General features: G+C 61.6%; 25 protein-coding genes. 13 read left to right on the forward strand and 12 right to left on the reverse strand.

Translation table 11 applies throughout. The annotated features are described in order from the left end of the window. Positions 1-8 precede the first annotated feature (8 nt). A complete protein-coding gene (locus tag F7R90_RS11215) occupies positions 9-1,169 on the reverse strand; it encodes a hypothetical protein (RefSeq protein ID WP_158057526.1) in 1,161 nt (386 codons plus the stop codon). A 269-nt stretch (positions 1,170-1,438) separates the two neighbouring features. Beyond that, positions 1,439-2,170, reverse strand: coding sequence for a bifunctional helix-turn-helix transcriptional regulator/GNAT family N-acetyltransferase (locus F7R90_RS11220; RefSeq protein ID WP_158057527.1), 732 nt, complete (start codon positions 2,168-2,170; stop codon positions 1,439-1,441). A 117-nt stretch (positions 2,171-2,287) separates the two neighbouring features. On the opposite strand from F7R90_RS11220, the gene F7R90_RS11225 reads away from it, so the two are divergent. After that, positions 2,288-2,707, forward strand: coding sequence for a DUF2267 domain-containing protein (locus F7R90_RS11225; RefSeq protein WP_158057528.1), 420 nt, complete (start codon positions 2,288-2,290; stop codon positions 2,705-2,707). 413 nt (positions 2,708-3,120) lie between these two features. Here the strand turns inward: F7R90_RS11225 and F7R90_RS11230 are convergent, their stop codons facing one another. From F7R90_RS11230 to F7R90_RS11250, 5 genes are read right to left on the reverse strand one after another with little or no spacing between them, the layout of a single operon-like run. Then, on the reverse strand, positions 3,121-3,525 hold the full coding sequence (locus F7R90_RS11230; RefSeq protein ID WP_158057529.1) for a hypothetical protein: 405 nt from the start codon (positions 3,523-3,525) through the stop codon (positions 3,121-3,123). A gap of 48 nt (positions 3,526-3,573) precedes the next feature. Further along, a complete protein-coding gene (locus F7R90_RS11235) occupies positions 3,574-3,936 on the reverse strand; it encodes a hypothetical protein (RefSeq protein ID WP_158057530.1) in 363 nt (120 codons plus the stop codon). Positions 3,937-3,974: 38 nt separating this feature from the next. Continuing rightward, a complete protein-coding gene (locus F7R90_RS11240; RefSeq protein WP_158057531.1) occupies positions 3,975-5,639 on the reverse strand; it encodes an FAD-dependent monooxygenase in 1,665 nt (554 codons plus the stop codon). Next, entirely contained in the window at positions 5,632-7,167 is a 1,536-nt protein-coding gene (locus F7R90_RS11245; RefSeq protein WP_158057532.1) for an electron transfer flavoprotein subunit alpha/FixB family protein, read from the reverse strand. The genes F7R90_RS11240 and F7R90_RS11245 overlap by 8 nt, the downstream gene beginning before the upstream one ends. A gap of 1 nt (position 7,168) precedes the next feature. Beyond that, positions 7,169-8,017, reverse strand: a complete 849-nt coding sequence (locus F7R90_RS11250) for an electron transfer flavoprotein subunit beta/FixA family protein (RefSeq protein WP_158057533.1) — start codon at positions 8,015-8,017, stop codon at positions 7,169-7,171. Between the two features lie 166 nt (positions 8,018-8,183). Here F7R90_RS11250 and F7R90_RS11255 point away from each other — a divergent pair, with 166 nt between their 5' ends. Beyond that, the gene (locus F7R90_RS11255; protein WP_158057534.1) at positions 8,184-8,618 is read left to right on the forward strand and encodes a hypothetical protein; all 435 of its coding nucleotides are present in this window, start codon (positions 8,184-8,186) and stop codon (positions 8,616-8,618) included. A gap of 46 nt (positions 8,619-8,664) precedes the next feature. Here the strand turns inward: F7R90_RS11255 and F7R90_RS11260 are convergent, their stop codons facing one another. Further along, positions 8,665-9,864 (reverse strand): polymer-forming cytoskeletal protein, encoded by a 1,200-nt coding sequence (locus F7R90_RS11260; RefSeq protein ID WP_158057535.1) that lies wholly within the window; start codon positions 9,862-9,864, stop codon positions 8,665-8,667. A gap of 131 nt (positions 9,865-9,995) precedes the next feature. On the opposite strand from F7R90_RS11260, the gene F7R90_RS11265 reads away from it, so the two are divergent. The 4 genes from F7R90_RS11265 (at position 9,996) to F7R90_RS11285 (ending at position 12,082) form a co-directional block, all read left to right on the forward strand. Next, complete coding sequence (locus tag F7R90_RS11265; RefSeq protein ID WP_158057536.1) at positions 9,996-10,193, forward strand: DUF5800 family protein; 198 nt, start codon at positions 9,996-9,998, stop codon at positions 10,191-10,193. Positions 10,194-10,262: 69 nt separating this feature from the next. Beyond that, on the forward strand, positions 10,263-10,391 hold the full coding sequence (locus tag F7R90_RS22720) for a hypothetical protein (RefSeq protein WP_267905095.1): 129 nt from the start codon (positions 10,263-10,265) through the stop codon (positions 10,389-10,391). A gap of 43 nt (positions 10,392-10,434) precedes the next feature. Next, on the forward strand, positions 10,435-11,475 hold the full coding sequence (locus tag F7R90_RS22535; protein WP_225741151.1) for a lamin tail domain-containing protein: 1,041 nt from the start codon (positions 10,435-10,437) through the stop codon (positions 11,473-11,475). Between the two features lie 61 nt (positions 11,476-11,536). After that, positions 11,537-12,082, forward strand: coding sequence for an HAD family hydrolase (locus tag F7R90_RS11285; RefSeq protein ID WP_158057537.1), 546 nt, complete (start codon positions 11,537-11,539; stop codon positions 12,080-12,082). A 24-nt stretch (positions 12,083-12,106) separates the two neighbouring features. Here the strand turns inward: F7R90_RS11285 and pan1 are convergent, their stop codons facing one another. After that, on the reverse strand, positions 12,107-13,321 hold the full coding sequence (gene pan1 / locus F7R90_RS11290) for a proteasome-activating nucleotidase Pan1 (RefSeq protein WP_158057538.1): 1,215 nt from the start codon (positions 13,319-13,321) through the stop codon (positions 12,107-12,109). 185 nt (positions 13,322-13,506) lie between these two features. Between pan1 and F7R90_RS11295 the strand changes: the two genes are divergently transcribed. From F7R90_RS11295 to rad50, 3 genes are all read left to right on the forward strand, one after another. Continuing rightward, a complete protein-coding gene (locus F7R90_RS11295; protein ID WP_158057539.1) occupies positions 13,507-13,782 on the forward strand; it encodes a MarR family transcriptional regulator in 276 nt (91 codons plus the stop codon). Between the two features lie 134 nt (positions 13,783-13,916). Continuing rightward, positions 13,917-15,341, forward strand: a complete 1,425-nt coding sequence (gene mre11 / locus F7R90_RS11300) for a DNA double-strand break repair protein Mre11 (RefSeq protein ID WP_158057540.1) — start codon at positions 13,917-13,919, stop codon at positions 15,339-15,341. Continuing rightward, complete coding sequence (gene rad50 / locus F7R90_RS11305; protein ID WP_158057541.1) at positions 15,338-18,004, forward strand: DNA double-strand break repair ATPase Rad50; 2,667 nt, start codon at positions 15,338-15,340, stop codon at positions 18,002-18,004. The genes mre11 and rad50 overlap by 4 nt, the downstream gene beginning before the upstream one ends. Before the next feature lie 6 nt (positions 18,005-18,010). On the opposite strand, the gene F7R90_RS11310 is transcribed toward rad50, so the two are convergent. The 3 genes from F7R90_RS11310 to F7R90_RS11320 all read right to left on the reverse strand — a co-directional run bounded on the left by F7R90_RS11310 (position 18,011) and on the right by F7R90_RS11320 (position 19,102). After that, positions 18,011-18,436: a DUF7346 family protein gene (locus F7R90_RS11310; protein ID WP_158057542.1), complete on the reverse strand. Its 426-nt coding sequence runs from the start codon at positions 18,434-18,436 to the stop codon at positions 18,011-18,013. Between the two features lie 58 nt (positions 18,437-18,494). Next, positions 18,495-18,833, reverse strand: coding sequence for a DUF7322 domain-containing protein (locus tag F7R90_RS11315; RefSeq protein ID WP_225741152.1), 339 nt, complete (start codon positions 18,831-18,833; stop codon positions 18,495-18,497). Between the two features lie 83 nt (positions 18,834-18,916). Next, positions 18,917-19,102: a DUF7331 family protein gene (locus tag F7R90_RS11320; protein ID WP_158057543.1), complete on the reverse strand. Its 186-nt coding sequence runs from the start codon at positions 19,100-19,102 to the stop codon at positions 18,917-18,919. A gap of 117 nt (positions 19,103-19,219) precedes the next feature. Between F7R90_RS11320 and F7R90_RS11325 the strand changes: the two genes are divergently transcribed. From F7R90_RS11325 to sufD, 4 genes are all read left to right on the forward strand, one after another. Next, positions 19,220-21,958 carry a DNA-directed DNA polymerase gene (locus F7R90_RS11325; protein WP_158057544.1) on the forward strand — a complete coding sequence of 913 codons (2,739 nt, stop codon included), beginning with the start codon at positions 19,220-19,222 and terminating at the stop codon, positions 21,956-21,958. 160 nt (positions 21,959-22,118) lie between these two features. Next, the gene (locus F7R90_RS11330; protein ID WP_158057545.1) at positions 22,119-23,027 is read left to right on the forward strand and encodes an ABC transporter ATP-binding protein; all 909 of its coding nucleotides are present in this window, start codon (positions 22,119-22,121) and stop codon (positions 23,025-23,027) included. Positions 23,028-23,045: 18 nt separating this feature from the next. Then, positions 23,046-24,476: a Fe-S cluster assembly protein SufB gene (gene sufB, locus F7R90_RS11335; RefSeq protein WP_158057546.1), complete on the forward strand. Its 1,431-nt coding sequence runs from the start codon at positions 23,046-23,048 to the stop codon at positions 24,474-24,476. After that, positions 24,473-25,684, forward strand: a complete 1,212-nt coding sequence (gene sufD / locus F7R90_RS11340; protein WP_158057547.1) for a Fe-S cluster assembly protein SufD — start codon at positions 24,473-24,475, stop codon at positions 25,682-25,684. Before sufB ends, sufD begins: the two co-directional genes overlap by 4 nt. The last annotated feature ends 127 nt before the right edge of the window (positions 25,685-25,811 follow it).

Consider the following 25,811-nt stretch of genomic DNA (forward strand, 5'->3'; position numbering starts at 1 on the left):
GTTACAGCCTATTCACCGACGAGCATCAGCGAGCAGTTGACGACTGCGCCCGCCGCTCGTATTCCGCCGAGTTGTTCGTTCACCGGCCCGTCCGGGGCACCACTCTCCAACTGTTCTCGGCGGAAGGTGGCGATTACGTCCTGATGGCTCGTCAAGCGCCGCCGTTGGCCGTCGTCTATCGCCTGCTGGGTCCACACGACCGGATGAACGTCCCACAGCGGACTGTAGAACAGCGCGTCGCAGTCGTCGCGGAAGCTCGGGTCGCCGCACTCCTGTTCCTCTGCGACGACGTTCAGTGGACTGCCTTCGCCCGCGACTGCCGAGCGGAGTCCCTGTCGGTTCGGATTGTCAGAACCCATCGGCCCGTTGACGACCGGAACTATCGATTCGCGTGCAGAGGTCGCGGTGAGGCGGTCGCCCGCCGCCGGAGCGGCGTTCAGCGCGGGCGCGTACGTCGCCCCTTCGAGCGCCGCGACGTCGGGTGCCGACGCCTCTGTACTGACGTACAGCGTGCGCTCGCCTTCGTAGAAGCCAGCAGTCAACGCCATCGTCACCTCCATCGCGTCCCGGTCGATGGAGACTACGTTGTCGTGTTCGCCCGTTTCGTTCGCCACGTGGGGCGCGTTGTACACCACGCCGCGGCGAGTGACGACGAGCGGACTGTACGTTTCGCTCACAGCGCCGGGTTCCGTGTCGGCGGCGAGCGGGAATCCATCCGGACCCGGGACGACGTTTCGTTCTGGTGCGAAGTCGGGCGTGGCACGGAACGCGATGCCTGCCGCCGTGCCTGCGTCGCCGCGGTTCCGTGCGCGCGGTTGCCTGCCATCGACCTGTTGGACGGCGTCGGTTCCGAGCGCGTTGGCCAGTTTCGGCGACCAGTTGATGCCGCGGTTCGTGGCGTGACGGAGGCTGGTCGTTTCGAGTAGGACGTACAACGCCTCGCCCATCGGTCCTTGGCCACGGTAGAGCGGGAGCGTGACCGTGCTGTTCTCGACGTCTATCTCTATAGCACTCGCGAATCGCGGCGGAATCGCGTCTTCGTCATCTTGTCGTCGGACGCTGGACGTAGCGCTACCAGTCGTCGCACCGAGCGCGAGTGCGCCAGCGACGCCCGTCGTTCGCAGAAAACGACGGCGGGTCTGAGCGTATCGTTGGTTCGAGCGGGTCATTGTTCTCCTCCCAGTAGACGAGTACCCCAAACCCCCATTCGGAGTAGTCTCGAACTACTGCGAGGGCCAGTGCCACGACGACACGTATAGAGTTTTTTCAGAGTTCGGGACCACTCTGGTCGCAGTCGATACCAGAATACGCTGGAATCTCTTCCAAATCGACGCCGGGGGCTCTGTATTCGCGCATGCAGGGCTGTGGACTATCTCTGAAAGAGCGTGACTACGCCCCTGAAAAATGGAAACGGTCGTGGCTTCGATGTGACCGACGGCTACAACTCCACCGCCATCATCACTTCGTCCACGTACTCGCCGTCGATTTTGTAGTGGTCCTCCCGAACGGCTTCGGTCTCCCAGCCGTGTTCGGCGAGGAACTCGATGGCCTCCGAGTTCGCGGAGGGAACGCTGTTGTACACCTTCTCGTAGCCGTTCGAGGCGGCCCACTCCAGCCCCCGGTTGAGCAGGTGACTGCCGATGCCGTGACCGCGGTACTCTTCTAAGACGCCGACGGTGAGTTCTGCGGTGTGGGCCAACTTCTCCAGTTCGGGCGCGTTGAGGTGGACCCACCCGACCACTTCGTCGCCGACGGTGGCGACGAAGAACATCCGCGACTTGAGTTCGTTGTGTCGGAGCAGCGCCTCCTCGTGGTCGATTTCGTCGGCGACCGACTCGGCGACGATGTAGGTGCGCTCCTCGGCGACCCGTCGAATCGCCCCGACGATGCCCGAGAGGTCCTCCTGTCGCGCAGGACGGATGGTGAACTCTACGTCACCTTCCGCGAACTCTTCTTCGGTGCCCTCTTCGAAGGAGGCGCGCAACTTGCCCTCGTGCTCTTCGAGGTAGCCGTCGCGCTTGAGGATGGCGACGTGGTGGCGGAACCCGCCGGGGTCTACGTGCAGCACGTCTTGGGCTTCCTTGGAATCTACCTCGCCGTGGCTCTCGACGTATTCGTAGATTCGCTTGCGGTCCTCGTGGCCGAACTCCAGTGTCTCCGAGAACTTCATGTTCAATGATAACACACGTCGAACTCACTTAATTGTTTCTCGGAAATTACCCTCGGAGACGTGACGAGTCGGGGGACGTTTTTGGTCGTGCCCAGCGTGACACTGGCGGGGGAGAGCATGAATTTCAAAGAGTTCACGGGAAAGGTACAGCACCGACTCGAACTTTCCGAACAGGGCGAGGCCGTTCGAGCGACGAGAGCCGTATTGACGACGCTCGGCGAGCGACTACAGGAAGGGGAAGCCCGGGACCTCGCGGGACCACTCCCGATGGAAATCGACTGGTACCTCGAACAGGCGGACTCCAGCCAGCACTTCGACTTCGACGAGTTCGTCACGCGAGTGTGCGAGCGCCAAGGGAAGGATGCCGGAAACGAGGACAACCGCTCGGACGCCGCCTACCACGGGCGGGCAATCGTCGCGCTACTGGGAGAGCTGGTCAGCGAGAGCGAGATGAACCAGATTCGAGAGCAGCTTCCGAGTGACGAGGGCTGGGAAGAGCTGTTTACGCTGGTCGGTGTCGAGGGTGCGTTTGATTAGGGAATGGGGCGGTTGGTTCTTTTAGGCTATTTTACATAACCGCAAGCGGAGTTCCTTCGACTGTGACGATGGTGAACCCTCAGTCCGGCGCGCGCTGGTGCGAGCGTATCTCGCACCGAACTCGTGCGAGGGATGAACGGAACGACCGTAGTCTTCGTGAGCGAAGCGAACGAAGGCTCGTCGGAGCTTGTCTCCGATGATGGGAGTGGAGTGAATCGGTTGGGGAGGGGTGTGGCTGTCGCGGTTGCGGTGCAGTCGCGGAGACTGAAAGGGGTCGCCCGGTCGGCGAAGGCGGACGACGCTAGGACCGCAGGCGAAGCCAAGGACTGCAGCGAGTCCCCCGAGTCTCGCGGGCGGGAGGCTTTCGAGGTCTCTACTGATTCAAATCCTGCGTTCCATACCGAGTAGTTCCATCAACCGAGACCAGACGAATCGTCCGTGTTCCACACCCGCCGGATGAGTTCGACGACGCTCAGCACCACACCCAGAACGAGCAACGAGAACAGCAACAGGTCTCCAGACTCCGAAATCCAAAGATAGAGCGCCCAAGCACCGAAGAAAACCGTGAGACCGGCCGAGAGAAACGGTTCCGCGGCTTCTAGCTTCCGAGCGACTACGTCGTCACCGTGTGGCCAGAGTGTCGCGAACAACACCACGAGGTAGACGACGACGGTCATCCCATTTCCGAGTAGTTGGGATATCGTCGTCGGTCCCCGGAGGAGGTCGGTAATTGCCCAGTAGAGGACCATCAGCATCCCCACCGTGGTGAGGACCTGCCCTGACCTGCCTTCGGACGCCCGCTTCAAGTCGGATATCATCTTGGCAGTCGTACGATAGCTTCGGACTTAAGAATGAACTGAGTGAATCTATCTCCGCGCAGGCACACCAGTCAGCAGTTGCGCAGTATCCTTCAAATCGTAGGTCTTCACGACGAACTCCGCAACTTCCCGAACCGTGACTTCCGGCCGAACGTCCTTGCCGTGACACCGCGCGTACAACTCCAACCAGTCCGCCAAAGCCCGTTCCAACCGGTCCATCTCCTCGCGATCCAAGCGAACGAACTCCCCAGTCCGCGCCTCGACGTAGACGTTGACGACATCCCCCACACCGTCCCGGAGATACCCCAGCGCGCGCTCTTCGTCCGGTGGATTCTCGGGCGCGTCGAACGCCCGCTGGTCGGCCCGCGCTCGCGCCGCCAGCGCGTCGATTCGGTCTCGGAGTTCGCTCATCTTCGTTCGCGTTCCTCACTCGATCCGCTCATCTCTCGCTATCCTTCCCTGAACTCCACGCCCTTGCCGCCACGGGGATGCTCCCACTCCGTATCTGCGACGATGGCGCAGGTGCCACACTCCACGCAGGGTTGGGTGTCGAGGCTGATTAGCTTCTCCTCGCTTCCGTTCGTCTTGACCGTCTCCTCGCGGTAACAGCCGCCGCCGAAGTCCTTCGCGCTGACCGGGCAGGCCGTCACCGCCGCGCCGCTCGCTTCCACGGAGTTGTCCTGCAGTTCGATGTGTGGGTTGCCCACGTCGGTGTCGTAGGTCAGGTCGCCGATGCGGTCCAGCAGGCTCTTCGGCTCGACGTCGCTGGTGCCCTCGACGCGTTCGCCCAACTCCTCGGCGATGACCGTCGGCAACGTGACGTACGGCGTCCGCGTGTCCGGCACGATTTGGGAGAGGTACGGCGAGGAATACAACGATTCGAGTTGACTGCCGAGCAGTCGCACTGCTCGTCGTCCGACCCCGGAAGTCAGTACCGAATCGACGACGTTCGTCACTGCCTCGTGTTCGCCGAGCGCGCTCGTCACCTTGTAGCCAGCAGGCCGAAGCTTCTTCATCACGCCTTCGTCGTTCAGTTTTCGCTCGTAGAGTTCGCCAGCGCGCTCCGGCGTGCCGCGCATCGAAGCCTCGGCGAACGCCTCACCAGCGAGCGCGCCCGCGCTCACGGCGTGGTTCATCCCCTTGATGATGGGGCCTTGGGCCTGCATCTGCCCGGCGGCGTCGCCGACTAACAGAAGCCTGCCCTCGTGGGGCGAGGGATGAGCCACCTTCTTCGAGTCCGGCACCAACTTCGCGCTGTACTCCACCTCGTCGTAGTGGCCCTCCATCCAGTCGGCCAGTAGTGGATGCGTGAGCAGGTTGTCGAGCAGTTCGTGCGGTTCGGCTTCCTCCGCAACGAGACTGTCGAGGTGGAAGACGGTCCCAATCGAGAGCGAGTCCTCGTTGGTGTAGAGGAACCCGCCGCCGCGCACGTCGTCGAAGAGGTCGCCCGAGAAGAGGTGGGCCGCGCCCTCTCCTTCGGACACGTCGAACCGCTCGGCGATTACGTCCGATGGAACGTCTACGACCGCTTTGACGCCTTGGAACCACTCTTCTGGCTCTTCCCAGTCCATCAGGCCTGCGTCGCGCGCGAGTTCGGAGTTGACGCCGTCTGCCGCGACGATAACGTCCGCGCGAATCGGGTCGAGTTCGTCGCAGGTGACGCCGACGATTTCCCCGTTTTCGCGCAGGAGACCGTTGACTCGTACCTCGGTCAGCAGGCCACCGCCGGTCTCGCTAGTCTTCTCGTGGACTCGTTCGGCGAGCCACGAGTCCATCTTTCGCCGGAGTACTGCGTCCGACCACGCCGTGTCGTGTTCGTGCAGGTCGGTGATGTCGAACGACTTGACGTTCCGGCCCGCGACGTTGTGCAGGTAGTAGTCCGTGACCGGTCGCTCGGCGGCCTCCTCGCGGAAGTCGGAGAAGAGGCCGTCGATGGTGTACGGCGCGGACTCTTCGGCGTAGAGTAAGCCCCCGGAGACGTTCTTCGCTCCAGCATCGACGCCCCGTTCGAGGACTAATGTCTCGACGCCGTTCTGTGCCAGTGCTGCCGCCGCGGCGGCCCCGCCGGGTCCGGCCCCGACGACGACCGCTTCGTAGTGTTCGTGCTCAGTCATCGCTCGCCTCCGCTTGCGCCATCGTCAGTTCGCCCGCCTGCAACGATTCGATGAGGCGGGGAAGCACGTCGAAGAGGTCGCCTTCGATGAAGTAGTCGCTGAAGTCTCGGATTCGAGCCTCGGGGTCGGTGTTGATTGCGACGATAGTGTCGGACTCGTCCATGCCGACCTTGTGCTGAACCGCGCCGGAGATTCCGGCAGCGATGTAGAGCGGTGGTTGGACTATTTGGCCAGTCTCGCCGATTTGGCGCTCTTCGGTAACGTAGCTCTCGACGTGGCCGTCCACGCCGTAGGAGGCAGTGACGACGCCGCGAGAGAGTCCGAGCGCGGCGTCGTCGAAGGCGTCCACCAAATCGATTCCGAGTTCGATGCCCTTCGTCGGGTCGTCGCCGATGCCGCGGCCGAGCGCCACGACGACTTCGTGACCGGTCAAATCGACGCCGGTGTCGAGGCGGTCCCACTCGGGCACGTCTACGCGGAACCAGTCGTCGGGCAGTTCGAGTTCGTGTTCGACGAGTTCGCCTTCGCGCTCGAAGTCCGGGTCGAGCGCGTCGAAACTGCCCGGAATCACCGAGCAACCCTGCGGGTGGAACTCCCGGTCGGGGTTGTCCAGACAGAGGATAGTCGAGTACTCGAAGCCCGAGAAGTCCGGCCGCTTCATGTGCAGGACGCGCTCGAACTCGACTTTCTCGCCGGGTTCGCCGGTTTTGACGGGATTCGAGATGAGTTCTTCCTCGATGAACAGGCCCGAACAGTCGCTGGCGAGTCCGGAGTCGAGTTCGCCCTGCGTCTGGGCGGAGAGGTCCCGGCCGTTGTTCGTCGCCGGGAAGAGGAAGTAGCGTGGCTTGTCGTAGTCGCGCCACTCCGCAGTGGGTTCGGTCCCCTCCTCTCCAGTAGCCCAATTGGGCGGTTCGGCACCGCCGCGGGCCATGTCCGCAACAATCTCTGTGTACGGTTTGTGCCGGAAGCGTTCGAGTCGGTCGTCTTCGTGGTAAATCGCCACGTCCGCGCCGTAGGCGACTACTTCCTCTGCGAGCGATTCCATCTCGTCGCCGACGAGGACGCCGACGACTCGCTCCTCCGAATCGTAGTCGTCGTTGTAGGTGTCCATCAACTCGCGGGCTTTCCCGAGCATCTCCTTGGACACGTCGAGCAACTCGCCGCCTTGGGTCTCGCAGTAGACCCACATGTCCTCGTAGTGGCCGTCGTCGAGTGCGCGGACGTGCTTCTTGTCCTTGGTTACGTGGTCGGAGTCTTCGTCAGCGTCTTCTGCTTCGCTTTCTTCGCTGTCGTCTGCTTCGCTCGTGGCTCCCGATTCGTCGTCGCTCGCGTCCTCGTCACCGTCGCCCGTTTCTGCTTCGGCCTGTACCTCCTCGATTCGCTCCTGAATCGCCTTCTTTGCAGTCGAGCGGTCTTTGCCCTCCGCTTCGGCGGCCAGCGCGGCGTCCAGCTCCGAGGGGTCTTCGATGGCGTTCAGTTTCTCGCCGAGTTCCTCGACGGTGTGTTCGCCGGGGTCGAAGTCGGCCATCTCAATCACCCCCTGCGAGTGGTGTCATCTCCTCTAGCACTTCGCTCATTCCTTCCTCGTCTGTCGGTTCGACCATAGTGGCCTCGCGCTCGGCGGGTGCCTTCGGAATCGGGTCTACTGAGGAGACGATGGTCGGCGACCCGTCGAGGCCGATGAAGTCGGGGTCTAAGTCCAGTTCCTCGGCACTCCACGTCGTGAGGTGGTCTTCGTAGTTATCGACGCGCTCGTCGGTCTCGGACTTGAGTTGCTTGTGTCTGAGTCTGTGTTCTGCGCGCCGGTACGAGGGTTCGTACTCGGGGTCGGTCACGACGAACGTGGGGAGCGGCGACTCGACCGTTTCGATTTCGTCTGCGTCGCCTTCCACGAGTCGTTTGGCGCGTAGTCGGTCGTTCTCCTCGTCTATCTCCATGGAGATGACGTGGGTGACGATTGGCCAGTCGAGACACCAGCAGGTCTGGGGTCCGGTCTGGCCGGTCTCGCCGTCCGCGGTCTTGAACCCCGCGAAGACGAGGTCTGGTTGCCCGATTTTCTCGATGCCCGCCGACAGCGTGATGGCCGTAGACCACGTGTCCGCGGCGGCCATCTCGCGGTCCGACAGGAGATACAGGTCGTCGGCGTAGATGCCCATGGCCTCCTCCAAGACGCTCTCGTAGCCCGGTGGTCCCATGCTCATCACGCTGACCGTCCCGCCGTGCTTGACCTTCGTCTGGAGCGCGGCCTGCAACGCGTACGCGTCGTTGGGGTTCATCACGGTCGGGGTGCGCCCGCGTTCGAGGTGGCCGTCCTCGTCGAACGACACCTGTCCCTCGCGGAAGTCCGGGACGCCCTTCGTCAGCACTACCGAGTGCATCGACACCACCTAACAATAGTGAGTCTCATTCCCATGCTTCAGAGTGTATATCATGCTCATCGTTTATTACATTGTCCCTGCCAGTGATGGGCGAGCGGGAACGGGGATGCTCAGAACGTGTCGAGAGATGTGAAAATACAGGTGGCTCGAATCACTTCCCGAAGATGTGAACGTCGAACGACCCATCTCGGCAGTCGTCGCGGCAGTCGGTCTCGTCCTCGGGTTCGCCCAGAGTGTGGGCCAGTTCCAACAGATACTGAACCAAGAACTGGCCGTCATGGGCGCGCTGGCTCTCGGAATCGGCACCGTGAGCTTCCTGCTCTCCCCAGTGCTGGTGTTCAGTCTGGGCTACTGGGCAGGTGGAAAACTAGACGTTCCGGAACACTACGACAGACTCGCGCTCGTCTTCGGCGCGGTCGGGGGCGTCGCCTTCCTCGGTGGCATGCTCGCGGTCGTGTTAGTCGCGTCGAGTGAATTGCAGAGCCAACACGTCGGGTTGTTGGTCGTGACCAGCACGTACAACGCCGCGATTCGCGCCGTTGACTTCGCCATCACGGGCGTCGCCGGGGCGGCAATCGCGTACTTCCGCACGAGAGCGTAAGCTATCGAGGCAACGAAAACTGGAAAAACACCGACTCACGGCCGCGCTACTCTTCTGCTTTGACTTCCGCCTCGGTGTCGGTGTCAGCGTCGTCGTCCGAATTCTCGTCGGGAGAGACGATTTCGATTTCGACTTCGTCGTTCGGCGATTCGGGGTCGTCCACCGACTCCACATCGTCGCCGTCCTCCTCGTCCACCGTCTCGACTTTGTCTGCATCGTCGGTCGGTTCCGTCTCCTCGTCGGCGTCGTCCGCATCGACTTCGACGGGGTCGCTCGTCTCGTCTTCCGCGTCGTCGCCAGCGTTACTCTCCGCGTCGTCGCTCGTCTCTTGTCCAACGTCTTCGCTCGCGCGCTCTTCGGACTTGCCTTCCTTGCGGCCACCGTCGCCGTCGGCCGCGATTTGCTTGCGCGCGCCCGCCTGTACCATCGTCATCTCGCCACCGGCGCGCATGGTCCCTTCGACGGTCGCGCCTTCGTGGAACTCTAAATTCTCACAAGAGACGTCGCCACGGACTTGCACGCCGTCGGCGAGCGTGACGGTTCCGCTGCGGGTCGTCACGTCGCCGTAGATGACGGTGTCCTCGGCGACGGCAATGTCGCCGCGGCCCCGCAGACTTCCGAACACGTCGTTGCGCTTGCCCACGTCGATGGTCTCGGCGCGGATGTTGCCGTGGAGACGGCAGTCGTCGCCGATGGTCGCGGGCGTCGAGACGCGCCACGAGTCGTCGCTGACGTGGCCGTTTCGCGGAATGACGACCGGGTCCGCGTCGGCGTCGCTCTCGATGAGTTCCGAAATTGCCTCTTCGGCGGCTTCCTCCTCGCCGATGCGGAGCAGTTGTGAGAGGTAGACGAACAGGAAGACGATGGTCGGCATCGGGTTCCGGATGACGATCCAACCGTTCGCTTCGAATCCTCTCTCTATGTCTACGTCGTCGCCGATGTCGAGGTCGCCGCTGACCAGCAACTGGCCAGCGATGTGGACGCGTTCGCCGAGGTAGGCGTCGCGACCGACGAGTACCTCGCCGTCTACGTCGCACCACATGTCGAGGCGGCAGTCGGCCTCGGCCTCGATGTGGCCGCCGAACTGCACGCGCTCGCCCGCGACGACGTTGTGACCGCGCACGCCGAACTCTACGGTACTCTGACCGCCGACGAACACGTCGCCGTCGGTCACTAAGTCGTGTTCTTCGACGGTCGTTCCATCGGGAATCGCGAGTTCGTCGAGCGGGTCAGAGCGAAGCGGCACACCCCGTATTCACCCGTTCATCTGTAATAAACCCGCGTCAGACGCACATATGACACTCGACAGGTTCGCTGACAGGTCTGCGTTGGCGGCAGTTCTGAGGGTTTTTATCTCGCGCGCCCAAATCCGGTGCTATGACGACGCTCGCCTTCGACGAGACCGGTGTGGACGTAGTGTATCAGGGGACCGAGTTTCGTCTCTCGAAAGACCTCATCGAAGACGCGACCGAGAAGTCCTACATGGACGTGACCGACCACGAGGTGCTTCGCATCGTGGAGAAGAATCCCGACTTGCAGGGGCAAGCGCGGCGCATCGGCGACATCATCGCGTAACTAGTTCGGCAGCGAAGCGCCAACGGAGACTCGGCGGGATTTAAGACCCGACGCCGCAACTGCTCACGTATGACCGACTTCGAACACCCCTCGTGGCGAACCGCACTCGGGACGCTCGCGGGGTACAGCGCGATTCTGCTGGCGATGTTCGTCCTGTTGTTCCTCGTCCCATACGGCGTTTTCGTGATGCTCGGGTAACAGCTAAGACGCTCGCCGTCGCCACTCTGTCGGGGTGGGAAATATGGCAGACAACCCGTGGACGACGAGAACGACGACCGACCACGAAACGATACAGAAGTGGGCCGAAAGCCGCGACGCGGCCCCGGCACACGTCGAGGGAACCGGCGGCGGCGACGACCCCGGCGTGTTGCGACTCGACTTCCTCGAACCCGAAGAAGACGAAGGACTCGGCGAGATTTCCTGGGACGACTTCTTCGAGAAGTTCGAGTCGGCCGACCTCGCGTTCCGCTTCCAAGACGAAAAGAAGAGCGGTGAACAGAGCTATTTCCACCGATTCGTCAGTCGAGACGTGATGCCCGGTCGGACCAAGACGACGACCGACCACGAGACGATTCGCAAGTGGGCCGAGCGCCGAGACGCGACGCCCGCGCACGTCCTCGGTACCGGTGACGACGAAGACGTGGGCGTTCTCAGACTCGACTTCCCGGAAGAAGAGCCAGACGCCAACCTCGAAGAAATCTCGTGGGACGACTTCTTCGAGAAGTTCAACCGCGAGAACTTGGCGTTCAGGTATCAAGACCAGAAGAAGAGCGGCGAGGAGAGCTACTTCCACCGGTTCGTCCAGCGCGAGGAGACCGGCGTCGCGGAAGTCGTTGAGGAAGAGGTGTCGATAGTCGCCGTCGGAACTGTACCGATGGAAGAGGTCGTCCCGGAAGCAACCTCCGAGTTAGCCGCAGACGAGATGCGGATGGAAGCAGAGCGAGGGCTGGCCGTCGGCCTCGTCGTGGACGAGATTCACGAAGACGCGTTCGGCTACGACCACTGGAACCGCAACGACGAGTATCTCGTGTTCCGAAACGACGGCGACGAACCGCTCGACCTCGGCGGGTGGACGGTCAGGAACGAAGACGACCACGCCTACGAGTTCCACGAGGGATTCGTCCTCGAACCGAAGCGCGCGGTGACCCTCCACACAGGTGAGGGGAAAGACACCGACGAGAACGTCTACTGGAACTCCACGCGCGCCATCTGGAAGAACACCGGCGACGTGCTGACGGTGGAAGACGACGAAGGACGACAGGTCATCCACGAGTCGTACTGAGGCCGTCTCTTTTTACTTCGAGAGAGAACGTATTTGTAGGTTCTCCGAGTAGTTCGTGTGAATGTCCGATACGTACGACGCCGTCGTGTACGACGCCATCGTGTACGACCTCGACGGAACGCTGGTCCAACTCGCCGTCGATTGGAAAGCGGCCGCCGAACGAATCAAGCCGATACTTCGAGACTACGGAGCCGACGCCGAGGCGGACGACGCACTCGATTTGCTCCCCGTCGCAGAGGACCTCGGTGTCGCCGACGAAATCGAGCCACATCTCGCAGCGGCGGAGCGAGAGGGAGCGCGCGACTCGGAGCGACTGCCGTTGCTGGACGAGTTCGTAGACCAGCCCCTTCCAGTCGGCATCTGCTCGCTCAACTGCGAAGCGGCGTGTCGAGAAGTACTCGACACACACGATATCTCGAAAGACGTGGCAATTATCGTCGGCCGCGATTCAGTCAGTGAGCGAAAACCGCATCCAGAACCACTGCTCACAGCCGTCGAGGAGTTAGGCACTGCTCCGGAGCGAACGCTATTCGTCGGCGATTCGGACAGCGACGAACTGACCGCTCGGCGAGCGGGAACAGCGTTTCGACGGGTCGAAAAACGGTAGAACGCAGGAGTCGCAGGGAGGAGCTTAGGCGAACGTCTTGGAGATGTCTTCGTCTTCTTCTTCGGCCTCGGTCTTGGCCTTCGCTTCCTCGAAGTCCTCCATCGTAATCTCCGTGCGGTCGTCGCGGATGGCGAACATCCCTGCTTCCGTGCAGATTGCCTTGATGTCCGCACCGGAGGCGTCTTCGGCCTCGCGGGCCAGTTTCTCGAAGTCAACGTCGTCGGAGACGTTCATGCCACGGGTGTGAATCTTGAAGATTTTCTCGCGGCCTTCGAGGTTCGGCTTGGGCACTTCGATGAGTCGGTCGAAGCGACCCGGACGCAGAATCGCGCGGTCGAGCATGTCGAAGCGGTTGGTCGCCGCGATGATCCGAATCTCGCCGCGGTCCTCGAAGCCGTCCATCTCCGACAGTAGTTGCATCATCGTCCGCTGGACCTCCGCGTCGCCGGAGGTCTTCGAGTCGGTACGCTTCGACGCAATTGCGTCGATTTCGTCGATGAACAGCACGGCGGGTTCGTGCTGACGAGCGACCTCGAAGAGGTCGCGGACGAGTTTCGCGCCCTCGCCGATGAACTTGTGGACCAGTTCCGAGCCAGCCATCTTGATGAAGGTCGCGTCGGTCTGGTTGGCGACAGCTTTCGCCAGCATCGTCTTGCCCGTGCCCGGCGGGCCGTAGAGCAGGACGCCGCTCGGCGGTTCGATGCCCACGGTGTCGAACATCTCGGGACTCTCCAGCGGCATCTCGACGGTCTCGCGCACTTCGTTCATCTGCTCTTCGAGGCCGCCGATGTCCTCGTAGGAGACTTCGGGGCTTTCCTCGACCTGCATGACGCGGGCACGCACGTCGGTCTCGTTTTCGAGCGTCTTCACGATAGAGAGAGAGTTGTTCACGGCGACGCGCGCGTCGGGTTCGAGGTCCTCGCGCATCTCGTCGGTCACTTCCGTGACCGCCTCTTGGTTGTTGCCGTGTTGTTTGATGATGACGCCCTCGTCAGTCATCTCTTGGACGGTAGCGACGAACAGCGGAGACTGCTTGAGCTTCTTGTTCTCGTGAGTCAGTCGCTCTAGCTTCTGTTGGTACTTGTTGTTTTCCGCGTTCGCGTCGAGGAGCTTGTCGCGCATCTCCTCGTTCTGCGACTCCAAGACCTCCAAACGCTCCTGCAACGCGTCTATCTTGTCGTTCTGGGACGCGTTCTCCTCGTCGTATGGGAGGTCAACGTCATCCACAGTATCGGTCATCAAAACGGTCTAGGCCCCTTGCTCATAAGAGGCTTCGGGTAGGTGTGACGCGTGTCGTACACCCTCATACTTTTTTCGGCCGACAGCGTGGGGACGACGCCCGACGAAACTCCGGGAGAAATTCATGATGGTAATATATCGAAAGAGAAAATATTATTACGCTGTATCCGAGAGTACAGTGTACGATGAGCACGTCAGAGTCAGTACAGACCGAGGAGCGCAGACTAACGGGCGAACAAGTAACCGATTCGATTCGAGAACTACCACCGAGCGCGAAGTTGGTCGCCAAGGTGCTCGAATACAACGAGACGTTGACCCAGAGCCAGATTGCCGACGAGACGCTCCTCCCCGACCGCACGGTCCGCTACGCGCTCAACCGACTCGACGAGGAGGGTGTCGTGGACTCCCGATTCTCCTTCTCCGACGCGCGCAAGCGACTGTACACCCTCGACCTCGAATAACGAGGACACCCGTCTTCCCGACTCCCTTTCGACTCCCCGCTTCACGAACTTTTTTACCGCAAGCCGCGGCCACTCGATAGCATGTACGACTGCTCGCGGAACGTCTTTAGGGTCCGGATGCAAAGGCCACGTCAATGACACGGGTGATACATACGGGGGACACCCACATCGGGTACCAGCAGTACCACTCCCCCGAGCGACGAGCGGACTTTCTCGACGCGTTCGAGCAGGTAATCGACGACGCGATAGCGGACGACGTAGACGCCGTCGTCCACGCAGGCGACCTGTTTCACGACCGTCGTCCCGGTCTCGCCGACCTCCACGGAACAATCGAGATACTGCGCAAACTGAGGGACGCCGACATCCCGTTTCTCGCTATCGTCGGCAACCACGAGGGGACGCGCGGCCGTCAATGGCTCGACCTCTTGGAGATGCTGGGTCTCGCCACGCGACTCGGCGACGACCCCACCGTCGTCGGCGACACCGCCTTCTACGGACTCGACCACGTTCCCAAGTCGAAGCGCGACGACCTCGACTACCAGTTCACAGTCCACGACCAACCGCACGCCGCGCTCGTCGGACACGGACTGTTCGACCCGCTAACGCGCGGCGAGTGGGACGCGGAGGAGGTGCTGACGGAATCGAACCTCGATTTCGACGCGTTCCTCCTCGGCGACGAACACAAGCCCGGTAAACAAGAAATCGCCGAGACGTGGGTCACCTACTGCGGTTCGACCGAGCGTGCCAGTACCGCGGAAGTCGAAGACCGCGGCTACAACATCGTGGAGTTCGACGGCGAGGTGTCCATCGCCCGCCGTGGACTCCCAGTCACTCGTGACTTCGAGTTCCTCTCTGTCGAACTCGGAGAGACAGAGGGAATCGAACGCGTGCGCGAAACGATTCGAGAATACGACCTCGAAGACGCCGTCGCAGTCGTGGAAATCGACGGCGACGGGACGGACGTAACCCCCGCCCGCGTCGAGGAGTTCGCGCTGGACGAAGGCGCGCTCCTCGTCCGGGTCAAGGACCGCCGCGAGCAGACAGAGACCGACGGCGAAGTCGAGGTGTCGTTCGCCGACCCCGACGATGCCGTGCGCGAACGAGTCAGGGACCTCGGCCTGAGCGAGGCGGCCCGCGACATCGACGAGACGGTACGAGAAAGCAAACTCGCGGACGCGAACGTCCGCGAGTCCGTCGAAAAGCGCGTCGGCGCGCTGATAGACGAAGACGACGTCAGCGCGTTCGAGAGCGCACCGGAGGACGCGAGTGGGGACACCGAGGAGACCGAATCGGCACAAGCGGCCGATTCGGCCGACGCGACAGACTCGGATGCGGCCGTCGAATCGACCGAACCCACGGACCCAACCGAAGCGACTGCCGACGGCGGTTCGGAGTCGCCCGAACCCACGAGCGACGAGACCGACACGCGGGAGTCCGATACTCCGCAAGGCGAGGAACAGCAGACCGACGACCCGAAACCCAACGACAAGCGAACTGACGACCAACAAACCAACGACCAACAAATCGACGGTCAGTCCTCGATGGAGGAGTACCTATGAAGTTCGAGCGCGTCCGACTGAAGAACTTCAAGTGCTACGCCGACGCCGACCTCGAACTTGACGACGGCGTCACCGTCATCCACGGCCTGAACGGTAGCGGGAAGTCCTCGCTGCTGGAAGCCTGCTTCTTCGCGCTGTACGGCGCGAAGGCGCTCGACAAGACGTTAGACGACGTCGTGACCATCGGTGCCGAGGAAGCCGAAATCGAACTGTGGTTCGCCCACGGCGGCGAGAACTACCACATCCACCGCCGGATTCGAGCGACAGGCGAGCGTGCCCAGACTGCCAAGTGCGTCCTCGAAACGCCCGACGACTCGATAGACGGCGCGACCGACGTGCGCAAGACGGTCGTCGAACTCCTGCGCATGGACTCGGAGGCGTTCGTCAACTGCGCCTACGTCCGGCAGGGCGAGGTCAACAAACTCATCAACGCGACGCCGGGCCAGCGCCAAGACATGATTGACGACCTGCTCCAACTCGGCAAGTTGGAGGAGTACCGCGAACGGGCCAGCGACGCACGCCTCGGCGTGAAGTCAGTGCTGGACGACAAACGCGGTAGTCTCTCCGAACTCGACGCGCAAATCGAAGCCAAAGAGGACGAAGACCTACACGGGACGCTGAACGCCCTCGAATCCGAGCAGGAAGAAGTCGAGAGCGAAATCGAGCGGTTCGAGGAGAACGAAGCCAACGCGGAGCAGACCCGTGACGACGCCGTCGAAGTCCTCGACACCTTCGAGGAGAAGCGCGAGGAACTGACGCAACTCGACGAGGACATCGACGACCTCCAGAGCGAAATCAGCGAGACGGAGCAGGTTCGCTCTCAACACCGGGAGAAGGTACAGCAACTGCGCGAGCGAATCGAAGAGAAAGAGAGCGAGGTCGAAAATCGGCTGGAAGAGACGAACCTCGACTCTGCCGAGGAAGACGCCATCGAAAAACGGCTGACCGAACTGGACGAACGGGACGAGGAACTCGCCGAAGAACTCTCGGAGACGCGCCAGCAGGCGACGATGTTCGCCAATCAGGTCGAACGACTCGGCGAGCGCGCCGAGGAGTTCGAACAGCGAGCGAGCGAGAAGCGCGAGCGAGCGGCCGAACTCGAATCGGAGGCCGACGACATCGAGTCGCAACTGGCCGAGCGGCGCGAAGACCTCGAAGAGCTAGCGAACAATATCGAGGAAAAGCAGGCCGAGTTCGAGGACGCCCCCGTGGAGTTCGGAGATGCTCAGTCTTATCTCGACGCGCGGGAGGACGAACGCGACGAACTCCGCGAGCGCGAGAGCGACCTGACCGCGGAACTGAAGAGTGCCCGCGACAGCGTCGAAGAGGCCGAAGCACTGCTGGAGGAAGGCAAATGTCCCGAGTGTGGCCAGCCAGTCGAGGACTCGCCGCACGTCGATTCCGTCGAATCGGACCGCGAGCGAATCGCGGACCTCGAAGCCGAACTCGAAACGATTCAGGAGAAGCGCAAATCAGTCGAGCAGAAAATCGAACGAGGCCAACGACTTCGCGAGGCAGAGCGCGAGGTGTCGAACAAGCGCGAGCAACGCGATAGCTTCCAACAGTTGGTAGACACCAAGGCCGACACTGTCACCGAGAAGCGAGCGGAAGCCGAGTCGCTCCGCGAGGAGGCCGACGAGTTGGAAGCCGACGCCGAGGGGAAACGCGAAGACGTGGCCGACCTGCGAGAGAAGGCCGAGAACCACGAGGAGAAAGCCGGCGAACTCGAATCGGAGCGCGAGCAAGTCGCGGAGTCAGAAGAGAGATTGGAGGCGATTCAGGACCTCCGCGACTCTATCTCCGACGCCGAAGACGACGTGGAGCGCCACCGCGAGAAGCGGAGTCACCTCGAAGAGATGAACGACCAGCGCCGCGAACGCCTCTCGGAGAAGCGCGAGCGCCGGTCCGAGCTTCGAGACGCCTACGACGAGGAGAAGGTCCAGTCGGCCCGCGAGGACAAACAGCGCGCCGAGGACTACCTCGAAAAGGTCGAAGCGAAGTTGGACGAACTCCGGGAACAGCGCGACTCGCTCATCGACCGCATCGGCGGCGTGAAATCCGAGATTCAGGAACTGGAGGAGTTGCGCGAGCGCCGCGACGAGATTCGAGCGAAGGTCGAAGCACTCGAATCGCTCCACGACGAGTCCGTGGAGTTACAGGAGATGTACGGCGACTTGCGCGCAGAACTGCGCCAGCGGAACGTCGAGAGCTTAGAGCAGATGTTGAACGAGGTGTTCGACCTCGTCTACCAGAACGACTCGTACGCGCGCATCGAACTCGACGGCGAGTACGAGTTGACGGTGTATCAGAAAGACGGCGAGCCGCTCGACCCAGAACAGCTTTCTGGTGGGGAGCGTGCGCTGTTCAACCTGAGCCTGCGGTGTGCAATCTACCGACTGCTCGCCGAAGGCATCGAGGGCAACGCCCCGATGCCGCCGCTCATTCTCGACGAACCGACGGTGTTCCTCGACTCGGGGCACGTCTCGCAACTGGTCGAACTCGTCGCGTCGATGCGCGAGTTGGGTGTCGAGCAAATCGTCGTCGTCAGTCACGACGACGAACTCGTCGCGGCGGCCGACGACGTGGTGTGGGTCGAGAAAGACTCGGTGACGAACCGCTCGCAGGTCGAGCGTCGGGACGCGCTGGCAGAGGTCGCCGATTGAGTTCGCCTACTCGTCTCGCAAAACTGCCAACCCGGCCGACGCTTCTTCGGTCGTCTCGTAGCCGCGTTCGCCAGCGACGCGCGTCTCCGTGAGGAGTCCGGCCGCGCGAAACTCCGTCAGCACACCGAGAAGGTCGCTCTCACAGAGGTCCGTCGCGTCGAGGAGGTACCGGACCGAGAACGGTCCGCGGGCGTCGAGTTCGAGGAGGAGGCCGAGCGCGCGCTCGTCGGGGACGGCAGTGAGTATCTTGCGGACAGAACTTGGGACGGCTCCTGCGGCGGTTTCGAGCGGCGAGTCGTCTTCGAGAATGTCGAGTTCCTCGTTGTCGAGATAGGTCGTCTCGTCGGTCTCGGGGTCTCGAACCTTGCTCGACTCCGCGGAGTGCTTGAGGAGCAAGTAGCGGTTCCCGTCGTCGTCCCGTACCGTTCGCATAGACGGTGGTTGGTGAGACGCGCGGTTAGCCCTTCCGGAGAGTAAGTGCAGTTGGAAGTCACTCCGCGGTGGCCTTCTTGTACCCCCACCAACCGCGCAGGAACGAGACGACACCCACGAGGAATATCGACCCGCCGAACGTCCAGCGCCCTTCGAAGCCGATGAGCATCAGTCCGAGGGACATTGCGAACAGCGCGACGTTGAAGATGAGAACGAGCGACCAGAACTGCTTGCTCAGTTCGGGGTCCACGTCGTTCTTCGAGGTGTCGCGGACCTGCGGAATCTCCACGCCGAACTTCTCGGAGGGGTCGTCGGGGAGGAGGTCCTTCTCGGGTTCGTCGATACCCTCAGGTGTCGGGTCGTTCGGAATCTCGTCGTCTTCGTCCTCTGTCGGCACTACGACTCTCTCGGTGGGGAGCGGGAAAAAACGGTTCGGTGTAGTTTACTGCCGCGTTCGAATTGGTGGTTACGCCTGGTCGCTTACACTTGCTCTTTGAGCGTGAGTGTCCGACCTGCTTTCAACCACGCGAGCGGGTTCTGGGCGTCGTAAAATACGACACCGTCCTCCGTCTCGTATGCCTCGATGGCCTCCGTCGGCTCCGCTGCCTCGGGGAGCGCCGCTTCTGCACTGTCCAGCTCGTCACCAGCTTTAGCGTGGTCGGACATTAGCGTCACCTCACCCCATGATATGTGTTAGCATAATATATGCCTTTCCATCGGACAAACTTCTCCGGGGGGTAAAAAGGAGAGAGTTTTTACCGGAAAGCACCAAAGCGAGGATACATGAGCGATTCGGGGTCCACCGAGACGCAATCTGCTCTCTCTGAGTTTTCCGGCGACGACGCCGAGCGCGACGTCACAGCAGAGGCGCGTGCCGTGGCCGGGGGCCAGCGTCAAGACGCCGACACGGTCGTCGGCGACGCAGACTGGCTTCCGGACGCGAACGGCGAAGTCGAGATGGCAGTGATACAGGTCGATTACACAGTCGAAGGATCTGGCAGCGACGAGCATCCGGTCGTCCACGTGTTCGGTCGCACGCCCGAAAACGAACTCGAGCACGTCCGCGTGTTCGGCTTCCGGCCGTACTTCTACGCGCCGACCGCGAGTCTCGAAGACGGCGACTTAGACATCGACAGCATCACCGGTCACGCCGAAGTAGACGAGAACGGCGACCCCTACGAGAGCATCCGCGGCGAGAAGTTGACTAAGGTTTTCGGACGCACGCCCCGCGACGTTGGTAACATCCGAGACCGGTTCGACCACTACGAAGCCGACATCCTCTTTCCCAACCGCTTCCTCATCGACAACGGCATCAAGAGCGGCATCCGGATTCCCGAACGGCGCGACGAGAATGGCGACCTCTTCTTCCACGACGGCGAAGACGAACTCGAAACCGTAGACGTGCAAGGCTCGCCACGCGTCAACTACTTCGACATCGAGGTAGACGACCGCTCGGGCTTCCCCGAAGACGGCGAGGAGCCGATTATCTGCCTGACGAGCTACGACTCCTACGACGAGGAGTACATCGCGTGGCTCTACGAGGCTCCGGAAGGCGACGGAGAGATTCCGGACTCGCTGCCCGACTACGACCCCATCGAAGACATCGACCTCGACGTTCGGACGTTCGAGCACGAGGAGGCGATGTTGGCGGCGTTCTTGGACTACATCGACGAGACTGACCCGGACATACTCACTGGCTGGAACTTCGACGACTTCGACGCGCCGTACTTCATCGACCGACTGGACGAACTCGCTGGCCCGCACGAGTACGACCTCGACTCCGACCGACTCTCCCGTGTCAACGAAGTCTGGGACTCCGACTGGGGCGGTCCCACGGTGAAAGGTCGCATCGTCTTCGACCTGCTGTACGCGTACAAGCGCACCCAACGCTCGGAACTCGAATCGTACCGACTCGACGCCGTCGGGGAAGTCGAGTTGGGCGTCGGCAAGGAACGCTACGCGGGCGACATCGGTGACCTCTGGGAGCAAGACCCCGAGCGACTGCTGGAGTACAACGTTCGGGACGTGGAACTCTGTGCGGAACTCGACCGCAAGCAGGACATCGTCTCGTTCTGGCAGGAAGTCGCCTCCTTCGTCGGCTGTAAGTTAGAGGACGCTACGACGCCCGGCGACGCGGTGGACGTGTACGTCCTCCACAAAGCCTACGGTCGATTTGCACTGCCGTCGAAGGGAAAACAGGAGAGCGAAGACTTCGAAGGCGGTGCCGTCTTCGAACCGATTACCGGCGTCAAGGAGAACGTCACCGTACTGGACCTGAAGAGCCTCTACCCGATGTCGATGACGACGATAAACGCGTCGCCAGAGACGAAAGTGGACCCCGAAGAGTACGATGGAGAGACCTATCGTGCACCGACGGGTACCCACTTCCGGAAGGAACCGGACGGCATCATACGCGAAATCATCGACGAGACGCTGGACGAACGCGAAGAGAAGAAAGCACTGCGGAACGAGCACTCTCCCGAAAGTTCGGAATACGAGCGGTTCGACCGCCAGCAAGCCGCGGTGAAGGTGATTATGAACTCGCTCTACGGCGTCTCGGGCTGGGACCGCTTCCGACTCTACGACAAGGAGGCGGCCGCCGCGATTACCGCGACCGGTCGAGACGTCATCGAGTTCACCGACGAGACGGCGTCGAATCTCGGATACGAGGTCGCGTATGGCGACACCGACTCGGTGATGCTCGAATTAGGAAGCGACATCGAGAAACAGGACGCCCTCGACCAGTCGTTCGATATCGAGTCCAAAATCAACGACGCCTACGACGACTTCGCGCTCGAAGAACTCAACGCCAAGCAACACCGCTTCCAAATCGAATTCGAGAAGCTCTACCGGCGGTTCTTCCAAGCAGGCACGAAGAAACGCTACGCTGGCCACATCGTCTGGAAGGAGGGCAAAGACGTAGACGACATCGACATCACCGGCTTCGAGTACAAGCGCAGCGACATCGCGCCGATTACGAAGGAAGTCCAGCGCGAGGTCATCGAGAAAATCGTCCACGGCGAGGACATCGACAACGTGAAAGACTACGTCCACGACGTTATCGAAGACTTCCAAGCGGGGAACGTCGATTACGACGACGTGGGTATTCCCGGCGGCATCGGCAAGCGACTGGACGCCTACGACACCGCGACGGCACAAGTTCGGGGTGCCCAGTACGCGAACCTCCTGTTAGGAACGAATTTCCAGCGCGGGAGCAAGCCCAAGCGCCTCTACCTCGACGGCGTCCATCCGGACTTCTGGAAACGAATAGAGTCCGAACACGGATTCGACCCGAGTGGAACTTCGAAAGAGGACCGCCTCTACCGGGAGTTCAAGCAGGACCACGACGTCATCTGCTTCGAGTACTCCGACCAGATTCCCGAGGAGTTCGACGTGGATTGGGACAAGATGCTCGACAAGACACTCAAAGGCCCTATCGAGCGCGTCCTCGAAGCACTCGGCGTCTCGTGGGACGAGGTCAAGACCGGACAGGAACAGACTGGTCTCGGCAGTTTCGTTTAAATTTCGCCCGCCGCGGAGGGGTTTCGTTCGGCTCCGTTCTGCGCGATATATTTTCCACTTCTGAAAAGTTATTTTCCGCCGTGAGAAAGCAATTACGTGGGAATGCGAAAGCATTATGGGTCGCACGCCCCCACCATCAGGTGACTAGGTGAACCTAACAATGGCAACGCTAGAACTCAAAAATCTACACGCTGAGGTCGTCGAGGCCGACGAGAAGATCCTCGACGGAGTCGACCTCGAAGTACGCTCCGGCGAGATTCACGCCCTGATGGGTCCCAACGGCAGTGGGAAGTCCACGACGGCGAAAGTCATCGCGGGCCATCCGGCCTACGAGGTGACGGATGGGGAAGTTCTCCTCCACCTCGAAGCAGGTGACTTCGGCGAGAACTTCGAGATTCCCGAGGATGACCGCACGTGGAACCTCCTCGACTTGGAACCGAACGAGCGCGCGGCGCTCGGCATCTTCCTCGGCTTCCAGTACCCCGCGGAAATCGAGGGCGTCACGATGGTCAACTTCCTCCGTCAGGCACTCAACGCCAAACTCGACGAGCGCGAAGAGCTCTTCGAGGACGAGGAGGAAGCAGACGACGAAGACGAGGAAGCTGGCTACGACACCTCCCCGATGGAGGGTCCCGCAGACGACGGCGAAGTCGGCGTCGCGGAGTTCCAGCAGATTCTCAGCGAGAAGATGGAACAGCTCGACATGGACGAGAAGTTCGCCCAGCGATACCTCAACGCTGGCTTCTCCGGCGGGGAGAAGAAGCAGAACGAGGTCCTGCAAGCGGCGATTCTGGAGCCGTCCATCGCGGTGCTGGACGAAATCGACTCCGGACTCGACATCGACCGACTGCAGGACGTGTCGAACGGCATCAACGCCCTGCGCGACGAGCAGGGTACCGGTGTCCTCCAGATTACCCACTACCAGCGCATCCTCGACTACGTCGAGCCAGACCACGTTCACGTCATGCTCGACGGTCAGATCGTCAAGAGCGGCGACGCGTCGCTCGCCGAGGAACTGGAAGACAAGGGGTACGACTGGGTCCGAGAGGAAGCGTACCAGACGGCGTAATCACCACTACCTACAATCATGAGTTCAGACCAAGACCACCTCAAAGAAACCGACACCGAGGAGCGCTTCGAGTTCAAGAAGGAAGAGCGTGCCGCGGTCAAGTCCGACAAGGGCCTCACCGAAGAAGTGGTGCGGCTCATCAGCGAGGACAAGGACGAACCGGAGTGGATGCTTGACCGGCGTCTCCGTGCGCTGGAGCATTACCAGAACATGCCGATGCCGACCGACTGGCCCGGCCAGCCGGACCTGACGGAACTCGACGTGGAGGAGATCGTCCCGTACATCCGCCCCGACGTAGAGAAGCGCGAGGGCGCAGATAGCTGGGACGACCTCCCCGAAGAGATTCAGGACACCTTCGAGAAACTGGGCATCCCGGAAGCCGAGCGTAAGGCACTCTCGGGCGTCGGCGCACAGTACGAGTCCGAAGTCGTCTACCAGAACATGCAGGAGCAGTGGGAAGAGAAGGGCGTCGTGTTCTGCAACATGGACGAAGCCGTCCAAGAACACGAAGAGCTAGTGAAGGAGTACTTCATGACCTCCTGTGTGCCCCCGAGCGACAACAAGTTCGCCGCACTGCACGGTGCAGTGTGGTCCGGCGGGTCGTTCGTCTACGTCCCCGAGGACGTGACCGTCGAGATGCCCGTGCAGGCGTACTTCCGGATGAACAGCGAAGGGATGGGCCAGTTCGAACACACCCTCATCATCGCCGAGGAGAGTTCGGAAGTCCACTACATCGAAGGCTGTTCCGCGCCGAAGTACGGTTCGCACAACCTGCACTCCGGCGGCGTCGAAGTGTTCGTGGGCGAAGACGCTCACGTTCAGTACTCGACCGTGCAGAACTGGTCGAAGAACACCTTCAACCTCAACACCAAGCGCGCCCTCGTGGAGAAGGGCGGCCGCATGGAGTGGGTCTCGGGGTCGATGGGGTCGAAAGCGACGATGCTGTACCCCTGCTCGATTCTGAAGGGTCGCGGAGCCTCCGCGAACCAGATTTCCATCGCCTTCGCGGGCGAGGGCCAGAACATCGACACGGGCGCGAAGGTCTACCACAACGCGCCCCACACCAACTCGACCATCGAGTCGAAGTCCATCAGCAAGGACGGCGGCCGCACGAACTACCGCGGTCTCGTCCACATCAGCGAAGGTGCCGAACACTCCTCCACGTCGGTCGAGTGTGACGCGCTGATGTTCGACAACGAGTCCACCTCCGACACCATGCCGTACATGGAAATCGACGAAAGCAAGGTGGACGTCGCCCACGAGGCGACCGTCGGCAAAATCGGCGACGAGGACGTGTTCTACCTCCAGAGTCGCGGACTGGACGACGACGACGCCAAGCAGATGATCGTTTCGGGCTTCATCGAGCCGATTACGGAAGAACTCCCGATCGAGTACGCGGTCGAACTCAACCGCCTCATCGAACTCGAAATGGAGGGCAGTCTCGGATGAGCGCCGCGACGGTACACGAGACCATCTCGGAGGAGACTGTTCGGCAGATTTCCGACGAGTTGGGCGAGCCAGAGTGGCTCCTCGAAACACGTCTGGACGCACTCGACGCGCTCGACAGCGTCGAGATGCCGGACGTAATTCGGACGCCGGGCCGCGACTGGACGAACCTCGACGCGCTGGACTACGAAGGCTTCGTGGACCCGCTGAACGCCGCCGAGGAGAAAGACCAAGTCGGTCCCGAGGAAGCGGAAGTGCTTCCGATTTCGGAGGCCGTCTCTGAGCGCGAAGACCTGCTCAAGGAACACTTCGGCTCCGTCATCGACCCCGAGGAGAACTACCTGACCGCGCTCTCGACGGCGCTGTTCAGCACTGGAACCGTCATCTACGTCCCGAAGAACGTCGATGCGGAGGATGTGACGATTCGGACCACGCAGCACTCCCAGTCGCTGTTCAACTACACGCTGGTGATTACCGAGCAGTCCTCCTCGGTCACCATCCTCGAACGGCAGGACACTGGTGACGATATCGAAGGAGAGCGCTACTACAGCGGCCTCGTGGAAGTTTCGGCAGGCGAGAACAGCCACGTGCAGTACGGCTCCCTCCAAGATTTGGACGAGGAGACGTACAACTACACGCTCAAGCGCGGCAACACCGACGACTACGCGACCATCAACTGGATCGAGGGCAACATCGGCTCTCGGCTCACGAAGTCCTCCGTCGAGACGAACCTCGACGGCGAGGGTTCGGAGACGAAGACTGTCGGCGCGTTCTTCGGCCACAACGACCAGCACTTCGACGTGGCCGCGCGCGTCTGGCACAACACCGAACACACGACTGCTGACCTCGTGACCCGCGGCGTACTCGACGACGAAGCGCGCTCGGTCTACGAGGGCGTCCAAGACGTCGGCCGCGACGCGTGGGACACGAGTTCCTACCAGCGCGAGAACACGCTGATGCTGAGCGACGAGAGCGAGGCCGACGCCTCGCCGAAGCTCATCATCAACAACCACGACACCGAAGCCAGCCACTCCGCGACGGTCGGTCAAATCGACGACGAGGAGATGTTCTACATGACCTCTCGCGGATTGGACGACGAGACCGCACGGAACATGCTGGTCGAAGGCTTCTTCGTGCCGGTCTTCGAGGAAATCGAAGTCGAGGAGTTCTCCGAGGACCTCGAATCGAAGATTCAGGCGCGCCTGCGGTAGACGGTCGGTCTCCGGATTTTCTTCTTTCGTTGCTTCGGTTTCGATACCCACGAGTGGATAGGCATAATACGCTCCCCCAATTATCGTGCCGCATGGACACGACGAGGAGTCAGATCGGGTGGTGGTC

The sequence above is a fragment of the Halorussus halophilus genome, assembly GCF_008831545.1.
Taxonomy (GTDB): domain Archaea; phylum Halobacteriota; class Halobacteria; order Halobacteriales; family Haladaptataceae; genus Halorussus; species Halorussus halophilus.